Annotated in this window: 31 protein-coding genes and 2 pseudogenes; 12 read left to right on the top strand and 21 right to left on the bottom strand. The window is 53.8% G+C overall.

Going from position 1 to position 23,797, the window contains the following annotated elements:
* Positions 1-3: 3 nt before the first annotated feature.
* The 3 genes from ACTVIM_RS07920 to ACTVIM_RS07910 all read right to left on the bottom strand — a co-directional run bounded on the left by ACTVIM_RS07920 (position 4) and on the right by ACTVIM_RS07910 (position 3,604).
* Positions 4-1,638: an AMP-binding protein gene (locus ACTVIM_RS07920; RefSeq protein WP_445614179.1), complete on the bottom strand. Its 1,635-nt coding sequence runs from the start codon at positions 1,636-1,638 to the stop codon at positions 4-6.
* Positions 1,639-1,697: 59 nt separating this feature from the next.
* Entirely contained in the window at positions 1,698-2,840 is a 1,143-nt protein-coding gene (locus ACTVIM_RS07915) for an acyl-CoA dehydrogenase (protein WP_144974290.1), read from the bottom strand.
* 137 nt (positions 2,841-2,977) lie between these two features.
* Entirely contained in the window at positions 2,978-3,604 is a 627-nt protein-coding gene (locus ACTVIM_RS07910; RefSeq protein WP_445614178.1) for a TetR/AcrR family transcriptional regulator, read from the bottom strand.
* Positions 3,605-4,050: 446 nt separating this feature from the next.
* Here ACTVIM_RS07910 and ACTVIM_RS07905 point away from each other — a divergent pair, with 446 nt between their 5' ends.
* A complete protein-coding gene (locus ACTVIM_RS07905; RefSeq protein WP_033019930.1) occupies positions 4,051-4,299 on the top strand; it encodes a hypothetical protein in 249 nt (82 codons plus the stop codon).
* Between the two features lie 6 nt (positions 4,300-4,305).
* Positions 4,306-4,440: a hypothetical protein gene (locus ACTVIM_RS07900; protein ID WP_268746086.1), complete on the top strand. Its 135-nt coding sequence runs from the start codon at positions 4,306-4,308 to the stop codon at positions 4,438-4,440.
* 54 nt (positions 4,441-4,494) lie between these two features.
* Here the strand turns inward: ACTVIM_RS07900 and ACTVIM_RS07895 are convergent, their stop codons facing one another.
* The gene (locus ACTVIM_RS07895) at positions 4,495-5,286 is read right to left on the bottom strand and encodes a GNAT family N-acetyltransferase (protein ID WP_445614177.1); all 792 of its coding nucleotides are present in this window, start codon (positions 5,284-5,286) and stop codon (positions 4,495-4,497) included.
* A 138-nt stretch (positions 5,287-5,424) separates the two neighbouring features.
* On the opposite strand from ACTVIM_RS07895, the gene ACTVIM_RS07890 reads away from it, so the two are divergent.
* Positions 5,425-5,682 (top strand): DUF6154 family protein, encoded by a 258-nt coding sequence (locus ACTVIM_RS07890; protein WP_033019935.1) that lies wholly within the window; start codon positions 5,425-5,427, stop codon positions 5,680-5,682.
* Between the two features lie 143 nt (positions 5,683-5,825).
* Here the strand turns inward: ACTVIM_RS07890 and ilvA are convergent, their stop codons facing one another.
* Entirely contained in the window at positions 5,826-7,004 is a 1,179-nt protein-coding gene (gene ilvA / locus ACTVIM_RS07885; protein WP_445614176.1) for a threonine ammonia-lyase, read from the bottom strand.
* A 380-nt stretch (positions 7,005-7,384) separates the two neighbouring features.
* On the opposite strand from ilvA, the gene ACTVIM_RS07880 reads away from it, so the two are divergent.
* Together ACTVIM_RS07880 and ACTVIM_RS07875 are read left to right on the top strand one after the other, a co-directional pair.
* Positions 7,385-8,647 carry a two-component system sensor histidine kinase NtrB gene (locus ACTVIM_RS07880; protein ID WP_445614175.1) on the top strand — a complete coding sequence of 421 codons (1,263 nt, stop codon included), beginning with the start codon at positions 7,385-7,387 and terminating at the stop codon, positions 8,645-8,647.
* 98 nt (positions 8,648-8,745) lie between these two features.
* Positions 8,746-10,113, top strand: coding sequence for an MATE family efflux transporter (locus ACTVIM_RS07875; protein WP_445614174.1), 1,368 nt, complete (start codon positions 8,746-8,748; stop codon positions 10,111-10,113).
* 127 nt (positions 10,114-10,240) lie between these two features.
* Here ACTVIM_RS07875 and ACTVIM_RS07870 read toward each other — a convergent pair whose 3' ends face one another.
* From ACTVIM_RS07870 to ACTVIM_RS07855, 4 genes and pseudogenes are all read right to left on the bottom strand, one after another.
* On the bottom strand, positions 10,241-10,345 hold the full coding sequence (locus ACTVIM_RS07870; protein ID WP_445614330.1) for a putative peptidoglycan binding domain-containing protein: 105 nt from the start codon (positions 10,343-10,345) through the stop codon (positions 10,241-10,243).
* A 49-nt stretch (positions 10,346-10,394) separates the two neighbouring features.
* Positions 10,395-10,502, bottom strand: a pseudogene (locus ACTVIM_RS07865) (DUF1028 domain-containing protein); the annotation flags it as partial.
* A gap of 139 nt (positions 10,503-10,641) precedes the next feature.
* Positions 10,642-10,788, bottom strand: a complete 147-nt coding sequence (locus tag ACTVIM_RS07860) for a YjcZ family sporulation protein (RefSeq protein WP_081897218.1) — start codon at positions 10,786-10,788, stop codon at positions 10,642-10,644.
* A gap of 33 nt (positions 10,789-10,821) precedes the next feature.
* Positions 10,822-10,920 carry a YjcZ family sporulation protein gene (locus ACTVIM_RS07855; RefSeq protein WP_011231081.1) on the bottom strand — a complete coding sequence of 33 codons (99 nt, stop codon included), beginning with the start codon at positions 10,918-10,920 and terminating at the stop codon, positions 10,822-10,824.
* A 60-nt stretch (positions 10,921-10,980) separates the two neighbouring features.
* On the opposite strand from ACTVIM_RS07855, the gene ACTVIM_RS07850 reads away from it, so the two are divergent.
* Positions 10,981-11,202, top strand: a complete 222-nt coding sequence (locus ACTVIM_RS07850; RefSeq protein WP_445614173.1) for a hypothetical protein — start codon at positions 10,981-10,983, stop codon at positions 11,200-11,202.
* A gap of 27 nt (positions 11,203-11,229) precedes the next feature.
* Here ACTVIM_RS07850 and ACTVIM_RS07845 read toward each other — a convergent pair whose 3' ends face one another.
* The 3 genes from ACTVIM_RS07845 to ACTVIM_RS07835 all read right to left on the bottom strand — a co-directional run bounded on the left by ACTVIM_RS07845 (position 11,230) and on the right by ACTVIM_RS07835 (position 12,925).
* Complete coding sequence (locus ACTVIM_RS07845; protein WP_445614172.1) at positions 11,230-11,319, bottom strand: YjcZ family sporulation protein; 90 nt, start codon at positions 11,317-11,319, stop codon at positions 11,230-11,232.
* Between the two features lie 33 nt (positions 11,320-11,352).
* A complete protein-coding gene (locus ACTVIM_RS07840; RefSeq protein ID WP_445614171.1) occupies positions 11,353-11,742 on the bottom strand; it encodes a CorA family divalent cation transporter in 390 nt (129 codons plus the stop codon).
* 292 nt (positions 11,743-12,034) lie between these two features.
* The gene (locus tag ACTVIM_RS07835; RefSeq protein WP_445614169.1) at positions 12,035-12,925 is read right to left on the bottom strand and encodes a cation diffusion facilitator family transporter; all 891 of its coding nucleotides are present in this window, start codon (positions 12,923-12,925) and stop codon (positions 12,035-12,037) included.
* Positions 12,926-13,101: 176 nt separating this feature from the next.
* Between ACTVIM_RS07835 and ACTVIM_RS07830 the strand changes: the two genes are divergently transcribed.
* The gene (locus tag ACTVIM_RS07830) at positions 13,102-13,824 is read left to right on the top strand and encodes a class I SAM-dependent methyltransferase (protein WP_033843945.1); all 723 of its coding nucleotides are present in this window, start codon (positions 13,102-13,104) and stop codon (positions 13,822-13,824) included.
* Positions 13,825-14,206: 382 nt separating this feature from the next.
* Here ACTVIM_RS07830 and ACTVIM_RS07825 read toward each other — a convergent pair whose 3' ends face one another.
* The 3 genes from ACTVIM_RS07825 to ACTVIM_RS07815 form a co-directional block, all read right to left on the bottom strand.
* Positions 14,207-15,097 (bottom strand): M15 family metallopeptidase, encoded by an 891-nt coding sequence (locus tag ACTVIM_RS07825; protein ID WP_445614168.1) that lies wholly within the window; start codon positions 15,095-15,097, stop codon positions 14,207-14,209.
* Between the two features lie 42 nt (positions 15,098-15,139).
* A complete protein-coding gene (gene deoD / locus ACTVIM_RS07820) occupies positions 15,140-15,850 on the bottom strand; it encodes a purine-nucleoside phosphorylase (protein WP_144974262.1) in 711 nt (236 codons plus the stop codon).
* A 281-nt stretch (positions 15,851-16,131) separates the two neighbouring features.
* Positions 16,132-16,539, bottom strand: a complete 408-nt coding sequence (locus tag ACTVIM_RS07815) for a hypothetical protein (protein WP_033019945.1) — start codon at positions 16,537-16,539, stop codon at positions 16,132-16,134.
* A gap of 112 nt (positions 16,540-16,651) precedes the next feature.
* On the opposite strand from ACTVIM_RS07815, the gene ACTVIM_RS07810 reads away from it, so the two are divergent.
* On the top strand, positions 16,652-16,810 hold the full coding sequence (locus ACTVIM_RS07810) for a hypothetical protein (protein WP_165570926.1): 159 nt from the start codon (positions 16,652-16,654) through the stop codon (positions 16,808-16,810).
* A 122-nt stretch (positions 16,811-16,932) separates the two neighbouring features.
* On the opposite strand, the gene ACTVIM_RS07805 is transcribed toward ACTVIM_RS07810, so the two are convergent.
* Together ACTVIM_RS07805 and ACTVIM_RS07800 are read right to left on the bottom strand one after the other, a co-directional pair.
* A complete protein-coding gene (locus ACTVIM_RS07805; RefSeq protein WP_445614167.1) occupies positions 16,933-17,097 on the bottom strand; it encodes a hypothetical protein in 165 nt (54 codons plus the stop codon).
* A gap of 153 nt (positions 17,098-17,250) precedes the next feature.
* A complete protein-coding gene (locus ACTVIM_RS07800) occupies positions 17,251-17,568 on the bottom strand; it encodes a hypothetical protein (protein ID WP_033843948.1) in 318 nt (105 codons plus the stop codon).
* A 158-nt stretch (positions 17,569-17,726) separates the two neighbouring features.
* Here ACTVIM_RS07800 and ACTVIM_RS07795 point away from each other — a divergent pair, with 158 nt between their 5' ends.
* On the top strand, positions 17,727-18,833 hold the full coding sequence (locus ACTVIM_RS07795; protein ID WP_445614166.1) for a DUF2515 family protein: 1,107 nt from the start codon (positions 17,727-17,729) through the stop codon (positions 18,831-18,833).
* A 48-nt stretch (positions 18,834-18,881) separates the two neighbouring features.
* Here the strand turns inward: ACTVIM_RS07795 and ACTVIM_RS07790 are convergent, their stop codons facing one another.
* Positions 18,882-19,061: a YozD family protein gene (locus ACTVIM_RS07790; RefSeq protein ID WP_033019951.1), complete on the bottom strand. Its 180-nt coding sequence runs from the start codon at positions 19,059-19,061 to the stop codon at positions 18,882-18,884.
* A 129-nt stretch (positions 19,062-19,190) separates the two neighbouring features.
* Here ACTVIM_RS07790 and ACTVIM_RS07785 point away from each other — a divergent pair, with 129 nt between their 5' ends.
* Entirely contained in the window at positions 19,191-19,319 is a 129-nt protein-coding gene (locus ACTVIM_RS07785) for a hypothetical protein (RefSeq protein WP_255358704.1), read from the top strand.
* On the opposite strand, the gene ACTVIM_RS07780 is transcribed toward ACTVIM_RS07785, so the two are convergent.
* From ACTVIM_RS07780 to bioB, 3 genes are all read right to left on the bottom strand, one after another.
* Positions 19,285-19,932: a hypothetical protein gene (locus ACTVIM_RS07780; RefSeq protein ID WP_033019961.1), complete on the bottom strand. Its 648-nt coding sequence runs from the start codon at positions 19,930-19,932 to the stop codon at positions 19,285-19,287. The genes ACTVIM_RS07785 and ACTVIM_RS07780 overlap by 35 nt on opposite strands.
* A gap of 153 nt (positions 19,933-20,085) precedes the next feature.
* Entirely contained in the window at positions 20,086-20,319 is a 234-nt protein-coding gene (locus tag ACTVIM_RS07775) for a YozE family protein (protein WP_445614165.1), read from the bottom strand.
* 247 nt (positions 20,320-20,566) lie between these two features.
* Positions 20,567-21,580 (bottom strand): biotin synthase BioB, encoded by a 1,014-nt coding sequence (gene bioB, locus ACTVIM_RS07770; RefSeq protein ID WP_445614164.1) that lies wholly within the window; start codon positions 21,578-21,580, stop codon positions 20,567-20,569.
* A gap of 654 nt (positions 21,581-22,234) precedes the next feature.
* On the opposite strand from bioB, the pseudogene ACTVIM_RS07765 reads away from it, so the two are divergent.
* Together ACTVIM_RS07765 and ACTVIM_RS07760 are read left to right on the top strand one after the other, a co-directional pair.
* Positions 22,235-22,515: pseudogene (locus tag ACTVIM_RS07765) on the top strand (IS701 family transposase); the annotation flags it as partial.
* A gap of 250 nt (positions 22,516-22,765) precedes the next feature.
* Positions 22,766-23,314 carry a maleate cis-trans isomerase family protein gene (locus ACTVIM_RS07760; protein WP_445614163.1) on the top strand — a complete coding sequence of 183 codons (549 nt, stop codon included), beginning with the start codon at positions 22,766-22,768 and terminating at the stop codon, positions 23,312-23,314.
* The last annotated feature ends 483 nt before the right edge of the window (positions 23,315-23,797 follow it).

Below are 23,797 nucleotides of genomic sequence, written 5' to 3'. Positions count from 1 at the left end.
GAGTTACGTCGTCAAGCCGAGGCGCTGTTTCGCCATTTCTCGCAGCTTGAATTTTTGAATTTTCCCGGACGCTGTCATCGGGTATGAGTCGGTAAATTCGATGTAGCGCGGGATTTTATGGCGAGAGATGTTGCCGCGGCAAAACTCGCGAATTTCCTCGGCTGTCGCTGTTTCACCATCCTTTAAGATGATCCACGCCATCACTTCTTCGCCGTACACTTCATCGGGCACGCCGACGACTTGAACGTCCAAAATTTTCGGGTGTTTGTACAAAAACTCCTCGATTTCGCGCGGATAAATGTTCTCCCCGCCGCGGATGATCATATCTTTCAGCCGGCCGGTGATGCGGCAGTAACCGTTCTCATCCATCGTCGCCAAATCGCCAGTATGCAGCCAGCCATCTTCGTCGATCGCTTCGTTGGTCGCTTCCGGGTTGTTGTAATATCCTTTCATGACATGATAACCGCGCGTGCACAGCTCCCCTTGCACGCCGCGCGGCACTTCCTTGTTCGTGCCCGGCTCGACGATTTTCACTTCCACGCCCGGCAAGGCGCGGCCGACCGTTTCAACGCGCAGCTCAAGCGGATCGTCGGTGCGCGTTTGCGTGACGACCGGCGACGCTTCCGTCTGTCCGTAGGCGATCGTAATGTCTGTCATCCCCATTTTTTCGATGACCGCCTTCATCACTTCGACCGGGCAAGGGGAGCCGGCCATAATGCCGGTGCGCAGCGATGACAAATCGTATTGGTCGAAATCCGGGTCGTTCAGTTCGGCGATAAACATTGTCGGCACGCCATGGAGCGCCGTGCACCGTTCCGCCGCCACCGTCTCGAGCACCCGCTTCGGATGAAACTCGACAACCGGCACCATCGTCGCCCCGACCGTCACGCAAGCCAACGTGCTCATCACGCAGCCGAAGCAGTGGAAAAACGGCACGGGGATGCAAAGGCGGTCGCCTTCGCCAAGTCCCATGCATTGCGCGACTTGGTGAGCGTTGTTGACAATGTTGTAATGCGTCAACATGACCCCTTTCGGGAATCCGGTCGTCCCGGACGTGTATTGCATGTTGATCACATCGTGCGGATCAAGGCTCTCTAACCGTTCATCGAGCTCTTCTTCTGACACGTCGTGCGCCATCGCCAAGATGTCGTTCCATGTAAACATGCCCGGGTACCGTTTGTCGCCAAGAAAAACCACGTTTTTCAGCTTCGGCAGCCGTTTCGATTGCAGCTGTCCGGGCACCGACGTGCGCAATTCGGGAACGATTTCATATAAAATATCGATATACGACGAGTCGCGATATTGCTCAATCAAAAAGAGCGTCGTCGAATCGGACTGGCGAAGCAAATACTCAAGCTCGGCCGCGCGGTAGTTCGTATTGACCGTCACCAACACCGCCCCCATTTTCCCGGTCGCAAACTGGCAGGCGATCCATTCCGGAACGTTCGTCGCCCAAATGGCGACATGCTCCCCTTTTTCGATGCCAAGCCGCATCAACCCGCGCGCGACGAGGCGGCAATAGTCGTTCAACTGTTGATACGTCAGACGCAAGTTGCGGTCGGCGTACACGACCGCCTCGCGATCCGCATATTGCCTGGCCCTCTCTTCCAACAATTTCCCCACCGTCACCGTCAACATCGGCCTTCTCCTCCCCTTTGTCCGAATTCACTGTTATGGATATGCGCATCGTTCCGCTTTTAGCATCCGAGTTGGCGAGCGATGACGAGCCGTTGAATTTCCGATGTGCCTTCGCCGATTTCCATGAGCTTGATATCCCGCAAATGGCGTTCAACGCCGTACTCTTTCATGTAACCATAGCCGCCGTGAATTTGGATCGCCTGATTGCAGACGCGAAACCCCATTTCCGACGCGAACAGCTTGGCGAACGACGCTTCTTTTGTAAACGGTTTCCCTTGATCTTTCAACCAAGCCGCCTTGTACACCATATTGCGGGCAAGCTCAATTTCCATCGCCATGTCAGCGAGCTTAAACTGAATCGCTTGAAACTTGGAAATCGGCTGGCCAAACTGAATGCGTTCTTTCGCATATTGAAGCGCTTTCTCAAACGCCGCTTGCGCGATGCCGACGGCTAAAGCGGCGATCGAAATGCGGCCGCCATCAAGCGTGTACAAAAACTGGTTAAACCCTTTTTGCGGGTCGCCTAAGACGTTTTCTTTCGGCACGCGGACGTTCTCGAAAACAAGCTCGCACGTATTGGACGCGCGCACGCCCATTTTGTCGTAATTCGAACGGATTGTAAATCCTGGGGAGTCCGTTGGCACGATGAGAGCGGTGATGATGTTTTTGCCGCGCGCATCTTTGCCTGTCACAGCGGTGACAATGACTTGCCGCGCGTATTGGGCGTTCGTGATCCAGCATTTTTCGCCGTTGATGACATATTCATCGCCGTCGAGCACCGCCGTTGTGCGCGTGCCGCCAGCGTCGGACCCGGCGTTTGGCTCCGTGAGCCCAAAAGCACCAAGCGTCTCTCCTTTGGCCATCGGCACGAGCCACGTTTGTTTCTGCTCCTCTGTTCCAAAGTAATAAATCGGACTCGCCCCAAGCGACACAGCGGCCGCGTAGCTTAGCCCGGTGCCGCCGCAGGCGCGGCCGATTTCCTCAACGGCGATGGCGTATGAAATCGTATCGCCCCCGGCGCCGCCGTATTCTTCCGGAAACGGCAGGCCCAACAGCCCGAGCTCGCCCATCTTGCGGAACACATGCAGCGGAAAATGCGCCTCTTCATCCCATTTCGCCGCGTATGGGGCAATTTCCTTCTCGGCAAAATCGCGAACCATTTCTTTAATCATTTGTTGCTCTTTCGTTAATGAAAAATCCATCTTGTCCCTCTCCCCCATAAAAGTGTTCTATAAGTTTAAACCGACTAGTCGGTTTTGTCCGAACGGCGTAGCCGCAAGCACTGTAGCGAAAAAAACGCTTTCAAAACCGACTAGTTGGTCTGTAAGCGGTGCGCGGATTATTCCGCGGCGGGCGGCAACAAAAACCGCGCCGCTGTTGGGTTCTGCGGTGTGCGGAGCACCGCATGCAAAATGAAGTCAGCGAAATACGCCGCGATCTCCTCAATCGACAGCGGACCGTCCGGATTGTACCATTTGTACGTCCAGTTGACCATGCCGATGATCGACATGCCGGCAATTTCCACCGACAGTTCCGGACGAAATTCCCCGGCTTCAATCCCCTCGCGGATGACGCGAAAAATAATTTGTTTAAATTCTTCGCGCTTTTCATTGATCGGTTCGGCGTATTCCGGTTTTAAGTACGTGCTTTCCTGATAAAAGACGGTAATATGTGGTTTATATAAATGAAAGACTTTTACAAATGACTGAACGATGGCGTACAAGCGCTCGGTCGGCGTTGAACAGCTTTCATACGCCTCCTGCGCTTTAGTCAGCGCATACGTAATAAAGACGTCATGAATGTGATAAAGCAGCTCGTCTTTTGATTTGAAATTATGGTAAAATCCGCCTTTGGACGTGTCACTTTCGGCAACGATGCGATCGACCGTCACGCCGTGGTAGCCGTACTTTTCAAACAAATGAAGCGCGGTGTCGATAATGCGGTCTCGAAGCGGTTTCTCTGCCATAACAGTCTCCTTCGTCTGAGCTGTAAAACATTTCGGAAAAAGCAAAATCTTCTTCTTGTTTACTAAGATACTCGACTCGGGCTGTCATTGTCAACAAAAATCGTTCGACTGGCGGAGCGCCCGCCTAATATCGTTCGTTCAAACTGCTGTCATTGTCAGCAAAAATCGTTCGGCGCCCAAAAGCGAAGCGTCTTTCGCCGCCTCCGCATCGGGCAAGGTGCCTCTTCTAGGAGACCGGTGATTGAAGGGAGCGAGCCGCTTACCAAGCCCGTTTCTCCAATAGAAAAGCCTTGTCGCCTTAGGATCTCCTTTCAAATGGTCCCCCATTGCTCAACAGAAACAACCGTTTTTCACCAGCCTTCTAGCCGCACAAGCGAAAAGAAAGCGGCCGCTTCGTACATAATCACGACCGTTTTTCCAAAAGATAAAACCGGAGGTGGTTTCGCTTGGAACCGATGCTATGTCCAAACTGCAAAACGAACCGGACGCGCTTTCACCTCATCGAGCAACACCCGCGGGCGGTCAAGCTCGACCCGCACACCGGCGATATTGAGCACGAATACACAAACGAAGCGCTCGAACCGTTCCATCTCCCGTACCGCGGCCCGAGCTACCGCGTCCAATGCGGCGTCTGCGGGCTGATCGAAGATGCGGATATGTTCATTCAGCGCGCTAAATCGTCTCCATTGGGGTGATTCCATATGGCGAACAAAAAACAAACACCTTCTTCCATCGTTGACCAAAAACAGCTCGTCAACGACAAGGCGAAAGCGATGCGGGAGCGCGGCGATCAGCACATCCGCCGCGGCACGCCGAACGGCGCAGACGGACAATAAACGCTGGCTTGCTTCTGCGCAGAAGCAAGCCGGCGGAGCTTCCGCTTTTCGTTGCTAGCGGTACATCGCCCACAGCCCGATATCGCGAAACCCAAGGCGGTGGTAAATGCGCCCGGCGGCTGGATTGTCGTAAAACAGGCACGGCATCTTCCCTTCAGCAAACAAATCGCAAACGAGCTTCGCCACGATGGCGCTCGCGTACCCTTTTCCTCGATGTTCCGGATCGGTGCAGACGCCGACGATCATCGCCGACAGCGAATTTTCCGCCGTTGTCGATGCCGCCGCCACCATCTTGCCATCTTGTTCAATATAATACGTTCTCGCTGAATTCGTTTCCATCCCTTTCACCAGCATATCGCGGGATGACGGCCTCGTCTCAAATTCGGCAATGCGGCCCCGCAAGTCGAGAATCCGGTCGACATCGGCCAATCCGGCTTTCTTGACGGCGAACGCCCCGTTTTCTTGGCGGGCGTATTCATCCGTCCGGCACTCGCAAAAGTAAAGCGTTCGCTTCGTCCCAAGCGGCAGCCGCCCTTCGAATTGCCTAGCAACTTCCTCTTTGCCGGACAGCTGAATGGACAAAGACGGGCCGGCCGTCTCGCGGATGAGACGAGCAAAGCCATCGGCATCAAAATCGCCAGGCGCGTACAGAATGTAGGAATCGTAATAACGGAGCAGCACCGCCTTCAGCGAGCCGTTGACGTCAAACTGCCCCCAGACATCCTGAAAATCGGCGTCATAGCCGAATGACTCAATATCGCCGATAATAAACAAGTTGAACGACGGGTCTTGCTGTAAAAATAAAAACACTGGCTCATGGTCTTCCTTCGTTAACCGACGAATCATGACGCTCCCCCGCCTTTCGAATGATATGTTTTCCATGGTACGATAGCATATATCCGTTGTCAATGGCCAAAAACACGGCCAGCCTCGGCCAACTGCGAAGAAAAGGAGGAAGTCCGCCCTTCACAAGCAGGGGCGGGCATGCGTATGAAGTTGATCGACGATCTGTACGACTATTACAAAGACCGGCTGACCGGAGATGAAGAAGACGCCGAAGCGGTGGCGATGTCGATTTTAGACGAGCTTGACCGCCGCCATGTGCTCAAGCTGATCAATGAGATGAGCGATGAAGAGCTGCTTGGAATGTTTGGTTTGTACGTATTCGAAAGCTTGAAAGCGAAAATGGCCAGCGAAGGCCTCGGCGCGACGCGGCCGCAACATGTGCCGGGCGTGCATTGAAAAAGCGGCTGTCCCTCGGTACAGACGGCATCATCTGACCGGGGCAGCCGCCCTAGCGGAGACGCTTTAGCGCCTGCTCGGGACGGTTTCAGGCACAACCGCCCGTTCGAACAAAGGGGGCGCACGATCTTCGCGCGGCCGATTCAACGGGAAAATTGCACATCATATCCTTCTTTCAACAGCACTTGGTAAATTTGCTGAATATGGTCTTCGTTTTTCGTCTCGAGCGAAAAGTGAATTTCCGCCTGACCCGGCAGCACTTTGGCGCCGATGCGCTGATGATGAATGGACATAACGTTCGCCTCGAGCTCCGCAATAATGCGCAGCAGTTTGTTCAACTGGCCGGGCTTGTCGGAGATGACCGTTGTAAACGTAACGAATCGCCCGGCTTCGACCAGCCCCCGCTCAATGATGCGGGAAATCAGCGTTACATCGACGTTGCCGCGAAACGGCAGCTTTTGATACAACAATGCCGCCAACGGGCAAGCGGCCGAACCTTCGACAAGCAGCTTGTTCCGTTCCAACAAGTAAAGCATCGTCCGTGAAATTTCCGCCTCTTCCACGCAAACGACCCCATCGACGTATTGTTCGATATATTGGTACGTAAGATTGCCTGGCTTTTTCACCGCGATGCCATCAGCGATCGTATCGGAGGCGGCGATGGCGACCGGCTGTTTATGGCGGATGGCCGCCGTCATGCCCGGGCAAGCCGACGACTCGACGCCGTACACGTCAATTGACGGCTTCAGCTGTTTTAACGTAAACGCCAGCCCCGCAAGCAATCCGCCGCCGCCGACCGGACAAAGGACAACATCCACATCAGGCAGCTGCTCAATCAACTCTAAGCCGATCGTTCCTTGGCCGGCGATGACGGCCAAATCGTCAAACGGATGAACAAACGTCATGCCCCGCTTGCGCTGCAGCTCGAGCGCATACTCAAGCGATTCATCGAACACATCGCCATGCAAAACCACTTCCGCCCCATAGCTTTTCGTCGCTTCGATTTTGCTGAGCGGCGCCCCTTTTGGCATGACGATCGTGCACGGAATATGGAGCATGCTGCTCGCATAGGCTACCCCTTGAGCGTGGTTGCCGGCCGAGGCGGCGATGACGCCGCGCGCCCGCTCTTCATCGGTCAGCGACATGATTTTGTTGAACGACCCCCGCACTTTAAACGAACCGGTCTTTTGCAAATTTTCCAGCTTCATGTATACCTCATTGCCGGACAGCCGGCTGAACGTTTGCGAATGCTCCAAGGGCGTTTCGTGAACGATACCTTTCATTTTCGCCCTCGCTTGTTCAATGTCTTTTAACGTTAACATCAAGAAACCATCCTTTCTTTCTACTCCGGCGAGCCGTCTTTTTTTCCGCCGCATGGTGCGAAGGCGCTTCCATCGCTTGCCCCCGGCGGCACAGTTTTTCGATCTCAACACGAGCGCGCAGGCAAAAAGACCGACCGCTTCCCGCAGCGCTGCGCCGAAAACAAGCTGCGAACGCCTCCGCCCACCATGATTATACCGTAAACGGCTCACCGCTTCACATCCCTGTAGTTAGTTTGAGGTTCAGTTTCATTGATTATTTAGAACATAGTTTTATTTTTTAAGAAAGTCCGTTTTCGAATAGGCAAATAGAGCGGAATTTGCTAATATGGAAGAAGGGAATGCGGAACGCGAAACCATGTTTGGCTAAGGGGTTTGAAAGCATGAATGACCAATGGGCAAGCCAGCGCATCAACGAACTGGAACGGAAGCTGCGCGCCTATGAGCGGCTCATGGAGCAGCTTCCGTTTCCGTTCACATTCGTCGACTACGAAAATGGGGTCACGGTCGAAAAAAAGCGGGGGGCCGGCCAACCGCACCTTGCCTTCATTCCTCCGATTCCGCAAAAAGAGGCGGAATGGCGGTGGGACATCGACCTGTACCGCGACGTGCCGTTTGAAAAAATAGAAGCGTTTTTGACACCGCTGCTTGACTTGGTCCCGCATCATATTGTTTTCGTCGATGAGCGCGGCATCATCACGCTTTGCAATTTGCAGGCAGCGGTAGACACCGGCGTCGACCGCGACGCGATCATCGGCAAACATATTCGCGAGCTGCTGAAGCTGCCCGATGAACTGATTGCAACGATCCACTCGCTCGAGAAACGCGAGCCGCTTTACAACTATGAGGTGCTTGATCGTTTTTACGGCATCGTCAACACCCGCTTTATTTATAACGATGACGGATCGATCAAACGGGTCATCAGTGTGTTCCAGTCGCTCAGCATGATGAAAGAGACGGAAAAATTAGCGGTCGCCGGGCGGATCGCGGCGGGCATCGCCCACGAAATTCGCAACCCGTTGACGACCGTGCGCGGCTACTTGCAGCTGTTGAAACACGACTTGCCTGACCGAATGGCCTCGCTCGTCGAACGCCTTCTCATCCCTGAGCTTGATCGGGCCAACGGCATTATTACAGATTTTTTAAACATCGCCAAACCGGCCGATGTCAAAATGGAAACTTTCCATTTGCACCGTTTTTTGCGCGAAGATGTTGGCATTCTCTTGCAAAGCGAAGCGCTGCTCCATCACGTGAACGTCCATTTTGATCTCGATGGACAGCTTGACGACTACGAAATGAACGGCGACCGCCGCCAGCTTTTACAAGTATTTTTAAACTTGTTTCGCAACGCGATTGAGGCGAAAGTGAACAAAACGATGAACGTCACGATTCGGAGCCGGAAAAGGCCTCATCTCGTTCAGCTGAGCTTTTGCGACGACGGGCCCGGCATTCCTCCGTCGGTCATCGGCCATATTTTTGACCCGTTTTTTTCAACGAAAGAAACAGGAACAGGACTCGGCTTATCGCTGTCCAAAAAAATTGTTGAATTGCACCGCGGAACGATGAAAGTGCAAAGCAGCCCGGCGGGGACATGCTTTATGATCGAATTTCCGCTTCACAACCGGCCGCCGTTTTTTTCGCCCTAACCCGTTCCACGACGGGCTGCGGCCGCGCTCGAGAGATCGGGAACATGGAGGATTTCGCACAATGTTCCGTTTTTTCACAGACGGAAAGGAGGGTCATCATGGCAGCATCCGTTCCCGTAGATCACAAATGGCGACGTTTGTTCGCTTTGTTTCTTCCTATTTTTGTTTCCCAGGCCGGTCAGTACATGATGAATGTGGCTGATGTCGCGATGTCGGGACACGCGAGCGCGGAAGATTTGGCCGGCGTGGCGATCGGCTCAAGTTTGTGGGTGCCGGTATTTACCGGCATCGGCGGCATTTTGCTCGCGTTGTCTCCGATCGTTTCCCAGCACTTCGGGGCCGGACGCCACGAAGACATCGCCCACATTGTCACACAAGCGCTTTATTTGGCGGCTGTGCTCGCTGTGATCATCGTTCTCGTCGGCGCCGGCGCGGTTCCGCTCGTCTTACGGTCCATGTCCTTGGAAACACATGTTCAATTCATTGCCGCCCATTATTTGCTGGCCTTGTCGTTGGGAATCATCCCGCTTTTTCTTTATTCGGCGCTGCGCCATTGGATCGATGCGCTTGGGCAGACGAAAGTGACAATGTGGATTACGCTCACGGCTCTGCCGATAAACGTTTTGTTTAACTGGCTGTTCATTTACGGGCATTTCGGGTTTCCTCGCCTTGGCGGCGTCGGCACCGGCTATGCAACGGCGATAACGTACGCGTACTGTTTTGCAGCCGCCGCCTTCGCCGCTCTGAAGTTTCGCCGCTTGTCGCGATACCGCGTGCTCGCTCGTTTTTATCGGCCTTCATGGGCCGCGTGGAAAGAGCTGCTTAAAACGGGGGCTCCGATCGGGGCAGCCATCTTTTTTGAAACGAGCATTTTTGCTGCTGTGACGCTCCTAGTCGGGCGATTTGGCGCGGAAACTGTCGCCGCTCACCAAAGCGCGATGAATTTCGCGTCCTTGCTGTATATGATCCCGCTCAGCTTGTCGACAGCGCTGACGATCGCCGTCGGTTTCGAGGCGGGAGCGAAACGCGAAGAAGCAGCAAAGCAATATTGCCTGATTGGCCTTGGCCTCTCGTTGTCAGTCGCCGCCGCTGCCGCCCTGCTTCTGTTTGTTTTCCGCGGCAGCATCGCGCAGCTGTACACCAACGATCCGACCGTAGCAGCGTTGACAAAAACGTTTTTGTTGTACGCTATTTTCTTCCAATTTTCCGATGCGATCGCCGCTCCCATTCAAGGAGCGCTGCGCGGCTATAAAGAGGTCAAGGCGGTATTTTGGTCCGCCCTGCTCGCCTACTGGGGGATCGGTCTTCCGGTCGGCTGGGCGCTCGCCTCGCTGACTGACGCCGGGGCGTTTGGCTACTGGATCGGCCTCATCGCCGGATTGGCTGCCGGGGCGCTCTTTCTCAGCTTCCGCCTGCGGGCCGTCTGGCGCCGCCACGGAAACCAGCGCACGCCGCTCGCCTCGTAAGGCAGAGGCGCCCGGGTCAGCGGCCTATCAACAAAGCGAAGGATGCCCATCATTCGGGGCATCCTTCATTGCGACGATGTCAAAACGGACAAGCCGCCAAACGTTCCGGTTGACAACCGGCTGCTGTTTAGTTCGCCGCCTTTGGCGACGGCTGTTGTTTCATATAGGCGAGCACGTCAAGGTCGATCTTTCCCTTTTCCAGCTCGCGCTCCTCAAAATTTTCCGTATGTATATACGTCGTCAGTGCCTGATAGAGCGCCTCATCGTCCGCGGCGCGCGCCGCCGACGCCTAAAAATTTTGACTGAACAGCGATGCCGAGCTCCCCCGTCGCCGGATCAAAGGCGACAATCGAAAACGTTGCCACTACGTCTTTCGGAATGCGTTTCATGTTCCCACCCTCCACGTTGTGTTGCATTTTGCTTCTTCTTACGTATTCTTCTCTCCCCCTCGGTCTTCCTGCCTATGACAAAAAAATGACGGGGAAAGCTGCCGTTATCCGGCCGCCTCCCCGCTTGCTCATCATCCGCTTAGCACCAAGTGGCTCCGACGATAATGAGCAAAATAAACAAGACGACGATCAACACGAACCCATAGCCGTAGCCAGGATAGCCGTAGCTAGGATAGCCAAAGCCGTAGCCACCGCAGCCCCAGCCCCCGTAGAAGCCGTATGGCATTTTCGTCACCTCCTTGCTAGCAGGTGGAGCTCATCAATAGACCCAACCACCGATACATGCGCATCCAACAATGATTAACAAGATGAACAGAACGACGATCAGCGCAAATCCGCCGCCGTAAGCTGCACCCATTTGCCAGCACCTCCTTCGTTTTTGTACTAGTAGACTATTCAAAAATCAGGAAATGGTTAGGTGTTTCGGCAAAAATGGGTATTTGTCGCGCATGGCGATGAGGAAAACATTTCCAAACAAAAGAGCAGTGCCCAAGATCGAGCGTCATTTGCCGCTCATGGCAATAAGAAAGACGGCCCGTCCACCGGGCCGCCGTTACGCTTGCAGCGAAATTTCCGTGAAAATGCCGAACTGGCGTGGGATTTTCATCCATGGGTGGAGGGCAGATCGCGCTGCCCATGAAACGTTTCTGTTTTTCCAGGCTGCCGCTTACCAACCGACACAAGCACAACCGACAATAATCAATAAAATAAACAAGACGATCACAAGTGTATAACCGTTGCTGATAAAACCGCTCATGGCGGGCACCTCCCTTATGGATTGACGGGACCATCATATGCGCCCGCCCGCCCAAATGGCCGGGCAAATGCCCATTTTTCCAGCAAAACCCTTATTTTTCTTTCGTTCCCGTCTCCCCCACCAGCCTTTTCGTTTGAAATAGAGGGCGATGAGTGCGGCGACAGTGGCCATAAGGAGCAATGCGAGCGGATAACCGTAACTCCATTTCAGCTCCGGCATGAACGTAAAATTCATGCCATAGACGCTGGAAATAAACGTCATCGGTAAAAAAATGACGCTCTCGACGGTTGGGATGTCCGTTCCATCGATCAGCCGTTTTTGGGCGAACGGGTGGAGCGACCATGACGAGAGAAGGCGCTCTAAATCCAGTCGGGATGCGACGGTGAAATGGAGCCAGCATGGACCGGTTGCCCGCCGGCGCATAGCGCCTGTATGCCTCATCGACTGCCGGATGAAAGTGTTGTTGCATCGCCATCCATTGACGTCCTTTCTGTCACAAACCGTTTTAATGATATTGTTTGCTGGTTGCGAAAAAACTAGTCGTCAAAGGCGAGGATGGCTTCTGCTAGGCCGCGGCGCGCCAACGGACGATTTTCCATCACCACCCGGGCTTCGCCGCGACCATTTTCCCGTGCGGACCCGTACCCTTTCTTGTTCTCTTCAAGGGAACGCGGCCAACCGTAGCGGAAGCGATAGACAAACCGTCCAGCCTGATCTAACCTTGCCGTTTTGCGCGCGATTGCGGCTCAACGTGAACGTGCGTAGCTTGAATGTTGTGGCGCTTTTTCATTAAGCGCTCCACCTCGTCGGCGATCTCATGGCTTTTCGCCACCGTCAAGTGCGAGTCGACGCGAATCGTAACTTCGAGCACCACCTCATTGCCAAGCAAGCGAGCTTTAATATCGGCGACATCGCGAACGCCGCCAACCGCGGCGATTTCGTCTCTGTACACCGCGAGCTTCCGCTCATCAAAACCGTCCGTCAGCGTATGCGCCGTATCGACAAACACGTCCCATGCCGTCTTGCAAATGACCGCGCCGATGACGAGCGCCGCCAATGGATCGAGCCACGGCCATTCGAAACGGGCGCCGATGACGCCCACGGCCGCCCCGACGCTCACGAGCGCGTCCGACAAATTGTCTTTCGCCACCGCCGCCAGCGCCGCGCTGTTCGTCTGGCGGGCGAGCCGCCGATTGATCGCGTAAATGCCCGTCATCAGCACCGCTGAAACAGCAGCGGCCGCCGCGGCCAACGGATCGGGCGCCGCCGTTGTTTCCTCTTGAAACAGCGAGCGGGCGCCGCCGGCAATGACATCGATGCCAATCGACATCATCAAAAAGGCGGCCAGCAGGGAAGAGATGTTCTCCGCGCGTGAGTGTCCGTACGGGTGGTTGCGATCGCGCGGTTTTCTGGCGATTTTCATGCCGACATAAACAGCCAAAGAAGCAATGATGTCGCTGAAATTATTCCAGCCATCGGCTTTCAGTCCATCCGAACCGGTCGCCTCCCCAACCAGCAGCTTGCCGGCGGCAAGCAAAAGATAGACGACGATGCTCAAGAACGCCCCAGCCTCGGGCCGTCGTTTCCATTCCACATCCTTCACCAACCTAACGAATCTGATCGTTGCATGTATCAGTGTACCAGCTGAGAGGCGGTTGGGTCTACAGCAAGAAAATTTCCTTGCTGCACAAGTATAAAGACAAGCAAACTTTTTTTCCTAAAGGCAAAAAGAAGGGCGCCGGCGTATGATAAACTAAATCGAAGTGAAAGGAAGGGAAGTCGATGCCTTCATACTTGGATTGGCTGGCGGACATGGGGATTGACGGTGCCCATCCCGGCGGCTTTGAGTTAACAAAACAAATCTTACGTAAACTTAACATTGACCGCGCCACATCCGTGCTCGATGTCGGGTGCGGAACCGGCCAGACAGCCGCGTATATCGCCAAGCAGTATCGGGCGGACGTTGCCGCCATTGACCTCCATCCGACGATGATCGCCAAGGCCCAACAGCGCTTCGCCGCCCTGAAAGTTCCCGTCCAGCTGCAGCGCGCATCCGTCGAAGCGCTGCCGTTTCCTGCTGAAACGTTTGATCTCGTTCTTTCTGAATCGGTGCTCGCCTTCGTGTCCCTAAAAGAAGCGCTCGCCGAAATCCGGCGCGTGCTGAAACAAGGCGGCACATTCATCGGCATTGAAGCCTGCCATCAACGGCTGTCAGCCGCCGAACAGCAACGCATCGCCGCCTTTTACGGCTTTAGGCAGCTGTTGACGCCGGCGGAATGGAAAGAGGCGCTTCGTCAGAGCGAGTTCCGTTGCCGGCATTTTTCCTATGCAGCGGCAGCAGAAGCGCCGCCCAACGCTGCCCCGATCATGATCGCCTTTCCGCCGGCGCCGGAAGCGGAACGCATATGGCAGACGCATCAACAGTTGACCGCTCAATTTGGCGATCGGCTTGGCTATTGCCTTTTTTGGTGTGAAAAGCCGCTTTCCGACGCCCTCTCCCAATGAACGACCTGCGCGCGAAGGCCCATGCTGCGCTGCCCGCGACAGCGGAGAACGTCAAGCAGCAAGGGGCGAGGAAAAGAACGCGTTGTACAGCCGTTTCCTGCGATGTGGGATCGGTCAAAACAGAGGCGCCCCTTTAGCCGACGCGCGCCGCCACCTGACACCGGCGCTGCCGCGGCGTTTGGGCTCAAGAGGCGCCAAAAAGCTCTCCACCGCTGATCAGCGCGAAAAAGAAAGAGGTTCCGCCATGAGCGGGACCCCTTTTTCGTGAATTGACACGCCGAACGCGACCGGTTCTGGAAGGGCGGTGATGTAAGGAAATAACATGGAAAACCCGTATCTAGGATGAAATTCCCATCCTCCTAGACATCTCCACCGCGGCTGGCTACACTTTTTTCACCATTTGAAAATATTCTTCGAGCGTCAAACCGCGCTCTTTCATCACCGCCGCTGCCTTTTTCCCGACATAACGGATGTGCCAAGGTTCATACTCGTAACCGGTCACCGCTTCTTTTCCTTTCGGATAGCGGATGATAAACCCGTACTCGTGCGCATGGGCGGCAACCCATCTCCCTTCTTTGGTCGCGCCGAACGCCGCCGTCAGCTGATAACCGGCCGAACGGCTGCTAATGTCCACAGCCAAACCGGTCTGATGTTCGCTTTGCCCCGGGTGGGCGACAGCTTGAACCGCTTGTTTCTCGCCTTTTTTCCGCACTTCTTCAGCAAAAATCGCCTGCTGCCGTTCATACGACCGATAGGCGGACACAGCTACCAGCTTTACGCCGGCGCGGCGGGCGGCGGCAAACATTTCCTCCAAGGCCGCCGCCGCTTCCGCTCGCATATACCGCTTTTCCGCCTTCGGGTCGGCAAAGGAAAACGGCACGCGCGGCGCCACTAAATCGGACGGCTTATAGTCCGGCGGAAGCGACTGCTCTTTATTGACAAGCACCAAAATGTTGTCCGGATTCATGATCACTTTTTGTCCGTTTTGCACTTTGACGACATTCCAATATTTCTCCTCAAGCTGCAAGTCAGGAGCGGCCGGATGAGGGGAATGTGAGGATGCACCCGGCTGACCGCCATTCGCTGCCGGCGGCGTCCCGCCGTTTGGTGGGCTTTTTGGGCCGTCTGGCGTTTCCCCTGATCGATCGCTCGGCGCCGCACTCCCCGGCGGCTGTCCCGACGAGCCGGCCGTGTGGTGATCGGCGCTTTCCCCTGCTTGACAGCCGGCGAGCAATAAGCACGCCAGCATTGCCGCTTGCCATGGCTGTTTCATCGATTTTTTCCCCTTTTCGTTCGAGGCCGCTTCCACACCTCATCACACGCCGCTGCGGATGGCGGCCTCCAGTGCTACTTCCATCATATCATGAAACGTCGTTTGCCGTTCTTCGGCGGTCGTTTCCTCACCGGTGAGAATATGATCGCTCACGGTCAGCACAGACAGCGCGCGGCAACCGAACTTGGCCGCCAGCGTATAGAGCGCCGCCGTCTCCATCTCGACCGCCAAGACGCCATAGCGAGCCCACGTTTCCCAGTTCGGCTCATCGTTGTAAAACATATCAGCGGTAAAAACATTGCCGACTTTGAGCGCCAGCCCTTTTTCGACACCCACGTCATAGGCGGTCCGCAGCAACTGAAAGTCAGCGGTCGGCGCATAATCGCGACCGCGAAAAATGAGCCGATTCATGTTCGAATCGGTCGAAGCACTCATCGCCAAAATGACGTCGCGCACGCGCACATCCGGCTGAATCGCCCCGCACGTTCCAACGCGGATGAGCGTTTTCACCCCATAGCTTTGAATGAGCTCGTTGACATAAATGGAAATGGAAGGAACGCCCATGCCCGTTCCTTGCACTGAAATGCGGTGCCCTTTGTACGTGCCCGTAAACCCGAGCATGCCGCGCACTTCGTTATAGCATACCGCTCCCTCAAGGAACGTTTCCGCGATGTATTTGGCGCGCAGCGGATCGCCCGGCAACAAAATGCGCTCCGCAATTTCCCCTTGTTTTGCTCCGATGTGGACGCTCAACGGAATTCCTCCTTTGATGATCTCATCAGTCGATGCTCTCGTTTATCATATCACATCTTTGCGAAAAATGGCAGTCTTCCTTGAGAGTAGCGACAGCGGCGGGCGGGCACACGATGAAGGCCGGCATCAGCGGGAAAGGAGGGGCAGGAACGATGAAAAAGAAACTGGCGCAAGCCGTTGAATACGCCAACAAAACCAATCCGTCATCCAAATCGAACAACCAACCATCGACATCCAAAAAGGAAAAGACAAAATTTTAAGGGAGAGCCGCTCTCCCTTTTTCAAGATGTTTTGGAACGACGGTCATCGCCGCGATGACGGCGCGCCAAATATCGTTCGTTAATATACAGCACTTTTTTGTCTTCGCTGCGCGTATATTTTTTCTCGCGCTCGCGCCATCTAGCAGCGAGCCAGCAGGCAAACAAGTAAAGGGGCAAGACAAGCTGCATCGCACCGGCGAACACGTACCAAAAACCGCTGATGTCCGCCAAGTCGCGCAAATAAATGCCGATGCCGCTCCACCGGTAATACGAAGCCGCGACGACAGCAGCGATGACGACAATATTGACGGCATGGAGAAACGGAACGTTCCTCCAGCGGAACAACACCCGCTCGACTTGCCCTTTCAGCCAAAGCAACCCTGCGATCAAAGCACCGCATAATAGCAGCGATAACGCTAGTGCGGTCATCGTTTCGTCCCCTTCCTTCTTTTTTGCGCGCCCGCCTGCAAACATTTTCCGCCGATGAACCGCTGCCAGCCCGCATACACTACCCATGACAACGGTTCAAGGAGGGAAAACAATGGGCAAAAAGCACCGCAACCGCATCAACGGGCAGAAAAAGAACAACCATATCCCAAAGGAAGCGTTAATCGCTGAAGACGCCGCGCACGCCAAAGAGTACTCCGCCGCCGGCGGCCGAAAAAACGGGCCGGGTCATCACCAGCATCCAGAATCATAGCCAACCGCGGGGGTGTCCCAAAAGGACTGGGACACCCTCTCTCATCGCTATATAGAAGCACCAGCCGCTTTCCTGCCACAGTCGTGTCTTTCTTGAGGGCAGGTCGCTTTTTCGGCCAGCCCCTATTGCGATTCCGCCGGTTCGGTTTCATCCCAGGCGAGCGTGACGACTCTCGTATAGTCCCCGCGCTCGATCTCTTCTTTCGTCGCCGGTTCGTTCAGCTCCTCGTCGTCATCGATGCCCAGCGCCACTGTCGGCACGTCACGCCGCTGACGGCGAAATTCCATCGCCTTCGCCCCCTTTCCTTTCTTATCCGTTCCCTAAAGCGTCGGGCTTTATTCGACATTTTTCTTTTATTATACCATTTTCGCTCGCAGCAGGCGACTATCTTTTTGAATATTCCGTCAACAAGCATCTTAGCGTTCGATATGAATATTCCGTCAACAAACCGCTTGACGTTCGACTCGTTTCCAGCCGTCAGGGCAAAGGCGATAGTACGTTTGTCCTTTCCGCCCTTCATCAATCAAGACGATATCCCCCGTCCCCATAAATCGGGCTTGGCAATGTTTCGGCATCAAATCGGCAACATTGAACGTCCGATAGATGATCGACAGCGCCTCATCGTGGCTTGATGCCGTCACCGTCAGCCGGCACACTTGCCGATAGCCTTTTGGCTCCCCGCAACGCGGCGTTTGAAAAACGACGGCCTCGTACACGCGTTTGCTCATCCATCTCCGTTTCCCCCAGAAGCGAACCATCGTTTTCCTCTCCTTTCCCCTATAAATCGGTCATCTGTATCTTATACTATTGGTGACTGCCAGTGTCGATTCCTTCAGCAAAACCGCCCGTCTTTTGTCGAAAGGATTCCATTGAACGAAATCAAAGCCCTTCTACCTAACGAAAGGAGAGACGATCGATGCCCTTTCATCCGCTCGATTGGCTGCGCCACCCGCTGCAGCATGCCTATCGCTCTTTTTTGTACCGCCATCCGGTCCGCCTCGCCGACGCCGGTTTGCTTCACGAACTGATCGCTCGCCGCGCCGCCCGGCCGCCTCGCCCCGCGCGTCCGGAAGAGGAGGCGATCATCGCCGCCGTCCGGCGGGCGACAGCGGAACAAAACCGCAACAACGTCACGCGCACCGCCGCTTACTTGGCCATGTTCGAGCGCTATCCCGAACTGCACTGGGCGTTTTTGGCCCATCTTGTCTCACGCAACGGCGGCTGGAATATGACCGACTTGCGCGGCGGTTTGCTGCCGCGCTTGTTGCCGAACGAAATGATCGCTCCCCTTTTTCTGTTTTTGGAGCGGGCCAACGCGTTAATTTTTCATGACGCTTATCCGCAGCTTCTGCTGTATGCGGAAAGCAAGCGCAGAAGAACGCCGCTCTTTCACCTGTTGCCGGCATTGGGCGTGTCCTCGTTTATGCAGCCGCTGTGGGAACTTTTTTGGCACACCGGGGACGCCCCGCTTCTCACGGTTGCCTTGATCGTGAACGAACAATACTACATCCAGCTCCGCGTCGTCGAGCACCCGTTTTTCCGCGCCCGCGTGCTGTCAAGCTGGCCGTTTATCGTCGAGCAATGGCTTGGTTTCAACGATGTGCTCATCCCGTTTGAGCAAAACGGCCGCGTCAATCTAGCGGGCACGACGGTGCGTAATTTCATCGATGTCCACCACCGCATTCATATCGGCAAAACGCTGTACAGCTTGCTTTTGTTCGATGCTCGGCTGTTCCGCGGCGCTGTTCGGTTTGCCCGCCGCGTCCCCCATAGCGGTTCCCGCGCTGATGTTTGGCCGCAGCGGTTTACCGCCGACCGCGGCGGACACCGCCTTTACAGCCCAACGCTGGAATCCGTGTGGCCCGATCTCATTCATTCGTTTTCCGATCAGCGCGACTGGTTCACGGATCATACGATCATCCGCGCCCTTGAAACGCTTCCGCTCCCGGCTTCCGGCGACATGACCGGCCGCTACGAGCGGCATTTGGCCATGATGAAAGCCGCCGCTCAGGCGGCCGAGTGAGCTTTCCTCATGGCTTTCTTTCGCCAAGACGACAAAAACGACGAGCTGTCACTCGTCGTCGACATCGATTTCCTCATCAATCAGGCACTTTTCCAGCAAATAGTCAAACGTAATGTCAGCCAGTTCCGCGAGCTCCTCTTGCGTCGGCACAAATCCGCGGCGGATCAGCTGTTCATAAAAAAACTCCGCGATTTCTTCCGTGTCGATCACCACTTCAATTTCCTTCACTGCCTCTCGCCCCCTTTGTAATGTTGTATGTCACGGCTTTCTCCTTTATGTCAAAAATGACGCTGTTCTATCTTCGTTCTCTTCCCCATATGTATGTATTGACCATACGAAAACATGGAGGCGAAACCGATGGACAAGCCAACAGCGGCGGACAAAATGATGGAAACAGTCGTCAACGGGCTCGGCGCACTGGTCATGTGGGCTGGCGTTCCTTATTTTCTCTTCATCCTTTATCAGTTTCTATGTTTTGGTGATTGACGATCGTTCGTAGACGTTGGACAACCGTTTCCATCATTTGTTTATATTGTTCATCCCCGAACCATTCGTACAGCGCTTTATAATCATTGTACACATCGAGCAGTTCATCAACAGACGGCCCGCTGCTTCGGTTGTCGGCCGGCAGCGGCCAAAGTGCTGGCATCGCGATGACAATATCCTGCACGAGCGTGACGGACGTCTCTTCTCCTAGGGCCACCGGAATAATGTCTTCAAGCGGCACTTCAATCTCCCATCCGTCCGTCAACCGCTTCAACTCGTAAATCGTCTCTTCCCATCCTTCCCCGTAGTAGCGGTAAATTTCCGTCCGCACGCCGACGACTTTAAACAAATGGCCGCCATAATCACGGACGCGGACGATCTCGCCAAGGAAAAACGGCAGTTCGATTTCGACCTCCTCGACGATCCATAAATCACCGGCAAACTCGGACAAGGCAACGAGCGCTTGCTCAGCAAACAAGCTATGGCTATGGTTGATTTCATATAAAAACGTGCCGTCAACCTGCTGAATGCCGGTGACGGTTCCGACCGTTCCGTACAATGTGTTGACGACGACATCGCCAATGGAAAACTTCGGGCGTTTCGGCGCGCTCATCGGCATCTCCCACCCTTTTGAACAAATGGTTAGTATAGTATATGCAAGGCAAACGAGGTGGACACCTTCTAGCGCGCGGAAAAAGACGTTGTGAAAGCGCTCCCATAAACAAAGCGGGAACGCCTCCTTACGATGCGGCGACCGCCCCCGCTGTCAGCGGGCTCGTAGCGACGCCTCATACACAAACTGCTCCCACAGTTCATCAAAGACGGCCATGCTTTCCAAATAATCGCCGTTCAACTCTAAATAGCCGCTTAGCTCTTCGTAATCGACCGATCCTTTCGGAAAACTATGGTCAGCATACGCCCCGTTCGCAAAACGAACGATCGGGTCTTCCGCATGCCCATAACGGAAACGCAATAAGTAGCGGTAAAATGTTTTTTCCATATTCCCCCATCCCTTTCCTTTCTCTTTGTTGCTATTATAATGAGCGCCGAACGGTTTGTGAAGTCGTTTTTTGCCTCTCGTATTGCCATCGTACGCAACAAGCGCTTTTTTCATGCCAATGATGGGCCGACCGGCAGCGCCAGCGGAAACGGAAGTTGGCCATTCGGTCCGCTAAGCGCGGGCAAAATAGGTGCGGGGCGTGAAAAAAGACGCTCCCGGCAACAAGGAAGCGTCTTTCCATCGTCCTTTATATCCATGCCTTTTCGCCGACTCTGGCTTGTGGCGCCGGGGCAAACTCAATCTCAAATCCAAGGTCCTCAAGCATCTGATAGTCTGCCGATTTTTCTTGTCCGGCGGTCGTCAAATAGTCGCCGACAAAGATCGAGTTGGCGGCATACAGCCCGAGCGGCTGGAGCGAGCGCAAATTCACTTCCCGCCCGCCGGCGATGCGGATTTCTTTTGTCGGGTTGATATAGCGGAACAGCGCCAGCACCTTCAAACAGTAGCGCGGGTTCAGTTCGTTCGTCCCCGCCAGCGGTGTGCCGTCAATCGCATGCAAAAAGTTGATGGGAATGGAGTCGGCGTCAAGCGCCCGCAGGCTGCGCGCCATGTCGACGACATCTCGCTTCGTCTCTTTCATGCCGATAATGACCCCGGAACAAGGCGAAATCCCGGCTTCTTTCACCGTTTCCACCGTCCGCACCCGATCGTCATATGTATGGGACGTCGTAATGTTCGGATGGTGCTCTTTCGACGTGTTGATGTTGTGATTGTAGCGATCCACCCCCGCCTCTTTCAGCCGCGCAGCCTGCTCCGGCTTTAAGATCCCCAGGCAGGCGCACACTTTCAGCCCGAACCGCTCTTTAATTTCCTTGACCGCAGACACAACGATGTCGATCTCTTTATCGCTTGGCCCGCGCCCGCTGGCCACGATGCAGTAGGTGCCAATTTGCAGGCGATACGCCTCTTCCGCGCCGCGAATGAGCGTTTCTTTATTGACCATTTTATACGTTTTCACCGACGCCGTCGATACGGCGGACTGCGAACAGTAGCCGCAGTTTTCCGGACAGAGCCCGGACTTGGCGTTGATGATCATGTTCAGTTTCACTTTGTTTCCGTAATAGGCGCGGCGGATGTGATACGCCCCTTGCATTAAGGCAAGCAGCTCCTCATCCGGACAGTCGAGAATCGCCAGCGCCTCGTCATCCGTCAACTCATGCCCTGCTAACACGCGTTCTGCCAATTCCATCCAATTCCCCATCATTCCGCTCCCCTTTCCACTTCGTTACATTTATCGTAGGGCACGGCGCGGAGTTTTGTCAACCTATTTAATGATTAAGTTTACTTTTTTCACAAAAAACACCCATGAGTAAATTTTACTCCTCACCTAGGCATGAAAATCCATTTCTCCTTACCATAATGAATGATGAATGCAAACAGTTTGAAAAGACGTGCTTTTTAATAGTGGTTCGACCCTGTGCAAAACTGTTTGTGTCCATTGTGACTGATAAATAAAACTGAACAGAATTCAATTAAATGAACCTCCCCCACCTACACTTCGCTTAGAAGTGGGAGACTTCTCGGGGGGATATGTTAAATCCACATTATTATGAAGCGACATGGACGTGATCGCAATGGAGGAATCAACCGTTGTCGGCGAAATTTAGGTCATTGGTGGCTCGCTGGGGAAAGAAAAAAGCACTCGTTGCGATCGCGCACCGAATGCTTGTCACCATTTACTGCATGCTTTCCCGAAAAGAACTGTTTCGAAAGCCACAAGTAAATTAGTATACTGTAGATGAGCAAATTCACTAACATAAATTTACAACGAAATAAAAAAGGAGACATGAACCCGATTCCTTGGTTAGAATCGATGTACCACCAACTACCCACAAGGAGGTTCATGCCTCATGGTTACTACGCCCACCGCTGGACGATCGAATGCGTTTTCCGGCAGGCCAAAGACCAGCTGAAGTCAGGTGGTACCGTGTTCGCCACGTTCGGGCGGTGAAACGGTATGGGGCCGTGGTGCTGTTCGCCTGCGTATCCAGCATCGCGGAATCTCAACAAGACCTCTCTTCCGGACGGGAGCTTCTTCGGTCTCGGAAAGGGCACAGCATCGTTGAGTTCATCGATGACGATGCAAAACAAGAGATTCCCATTGATGTGATCAAAAAACAGCTTCATGTCGCCTAAGGGTATCCTGTTTGTCTCTCAGGGTATGGGAATTACTGTAACAAAAATACTCATCTACAGTTATACAAAAAGTTATCAATATTGGCTCTTCACCAAAAGTTGTACTTGATTTTTTCATCACATACCTTGCTTATGCATCCAAGAAAGAACGGGAAACAAATGATGAAGCGTACCGTCTGTCAAGTACATGTTGTGGGGATGAACCTTAATATTATATTTTTACTAAATTTTGATTGTTAGGGGGGATGTTATGCGTCCAAAAAAAAGAGTTGGCCTTATTGTTCCTGCCGGAAATACAACAATTGAAGTGGACTTCTATGAACACCTTTTACAAGTAGCAACTGTGCATGCAACAAGAATAGCAGGTCCTAGTGGTGTAGAATCGGAGGAAGGAATGGACCTGTTCAATTTACATATCGAAAGAGCTGCTAATGAACTTGCTCGAGCTAAAGTGGATGTAGTGGTCTACGGTTTCACAACCGGGAGTTTTTACAGAGGTCAACAATTCACTCAAGAACTTTTGAATCGAATATCTAAAACGGCAGGTGTTCCCGCTGTAACTCCTTCTTCAGCAATTCTTAAGGCTCTACATTTTCTTAATGCTAAACGAATTTTCATAGTAACTCCTTATACTGTCTGGAATAATACAGTTTTGATAAACTATCTCCAAAAAACGGATTATAAAATTGTTGGATTGAAAGGGGATAGTCGGAACCCAGCGCAAGCAATGAAAACACCTCTATGGAACCAAGAACCTGAGGAAATTGTTGAACATATTTCGGCTCTAGAAGGCTGGTGAAAAAACGCTGTTTGCCTTGATCGATGATGGAACGCGTGAACATAGAAGCTGATGCAACCGGTTTTTCTATTTAAGAAACGATTGCGAGAAGCGGTTGCGTGAGTAAATCACCAGCCTCCTAGGCGTTTCAGCATTTTCTCGGGTGTAGTCCACCAACCGGGCAATGGCTTGAGTGATATCGTTTCGATCGTTGTGAAAGCACATTGGCGATGACGGTGTCTTTCCGCCATTTCCACAAGCGTTCGATCGGGTTCCGTTGCGGAGAATAGGGAGGAAAGGGAAATGAAGTGAACACACGGTCCTTCTTCCTGCAAACACACTCTCACCATTTTGGTAATTCGGGCGTTATCCAGCACTAAGACGATGAACCGGTCCGGGGCTCCTTTCGCCAACGTGTCGGTCGGCCGGGTGTAAATTAGCACATTATTTCAGAATCCCTTTTTCAAATTATTTCAGGCGGATTCCGAAAGAATGTGCAAAATT

This window comes from Geobacillus sp. YF-1, from assembly GCF_052692335.1.
Note: the sequence above shows the minus strand (reverse complement) of the source record. Positions and strands in the feature narration are given on the sequence as shown.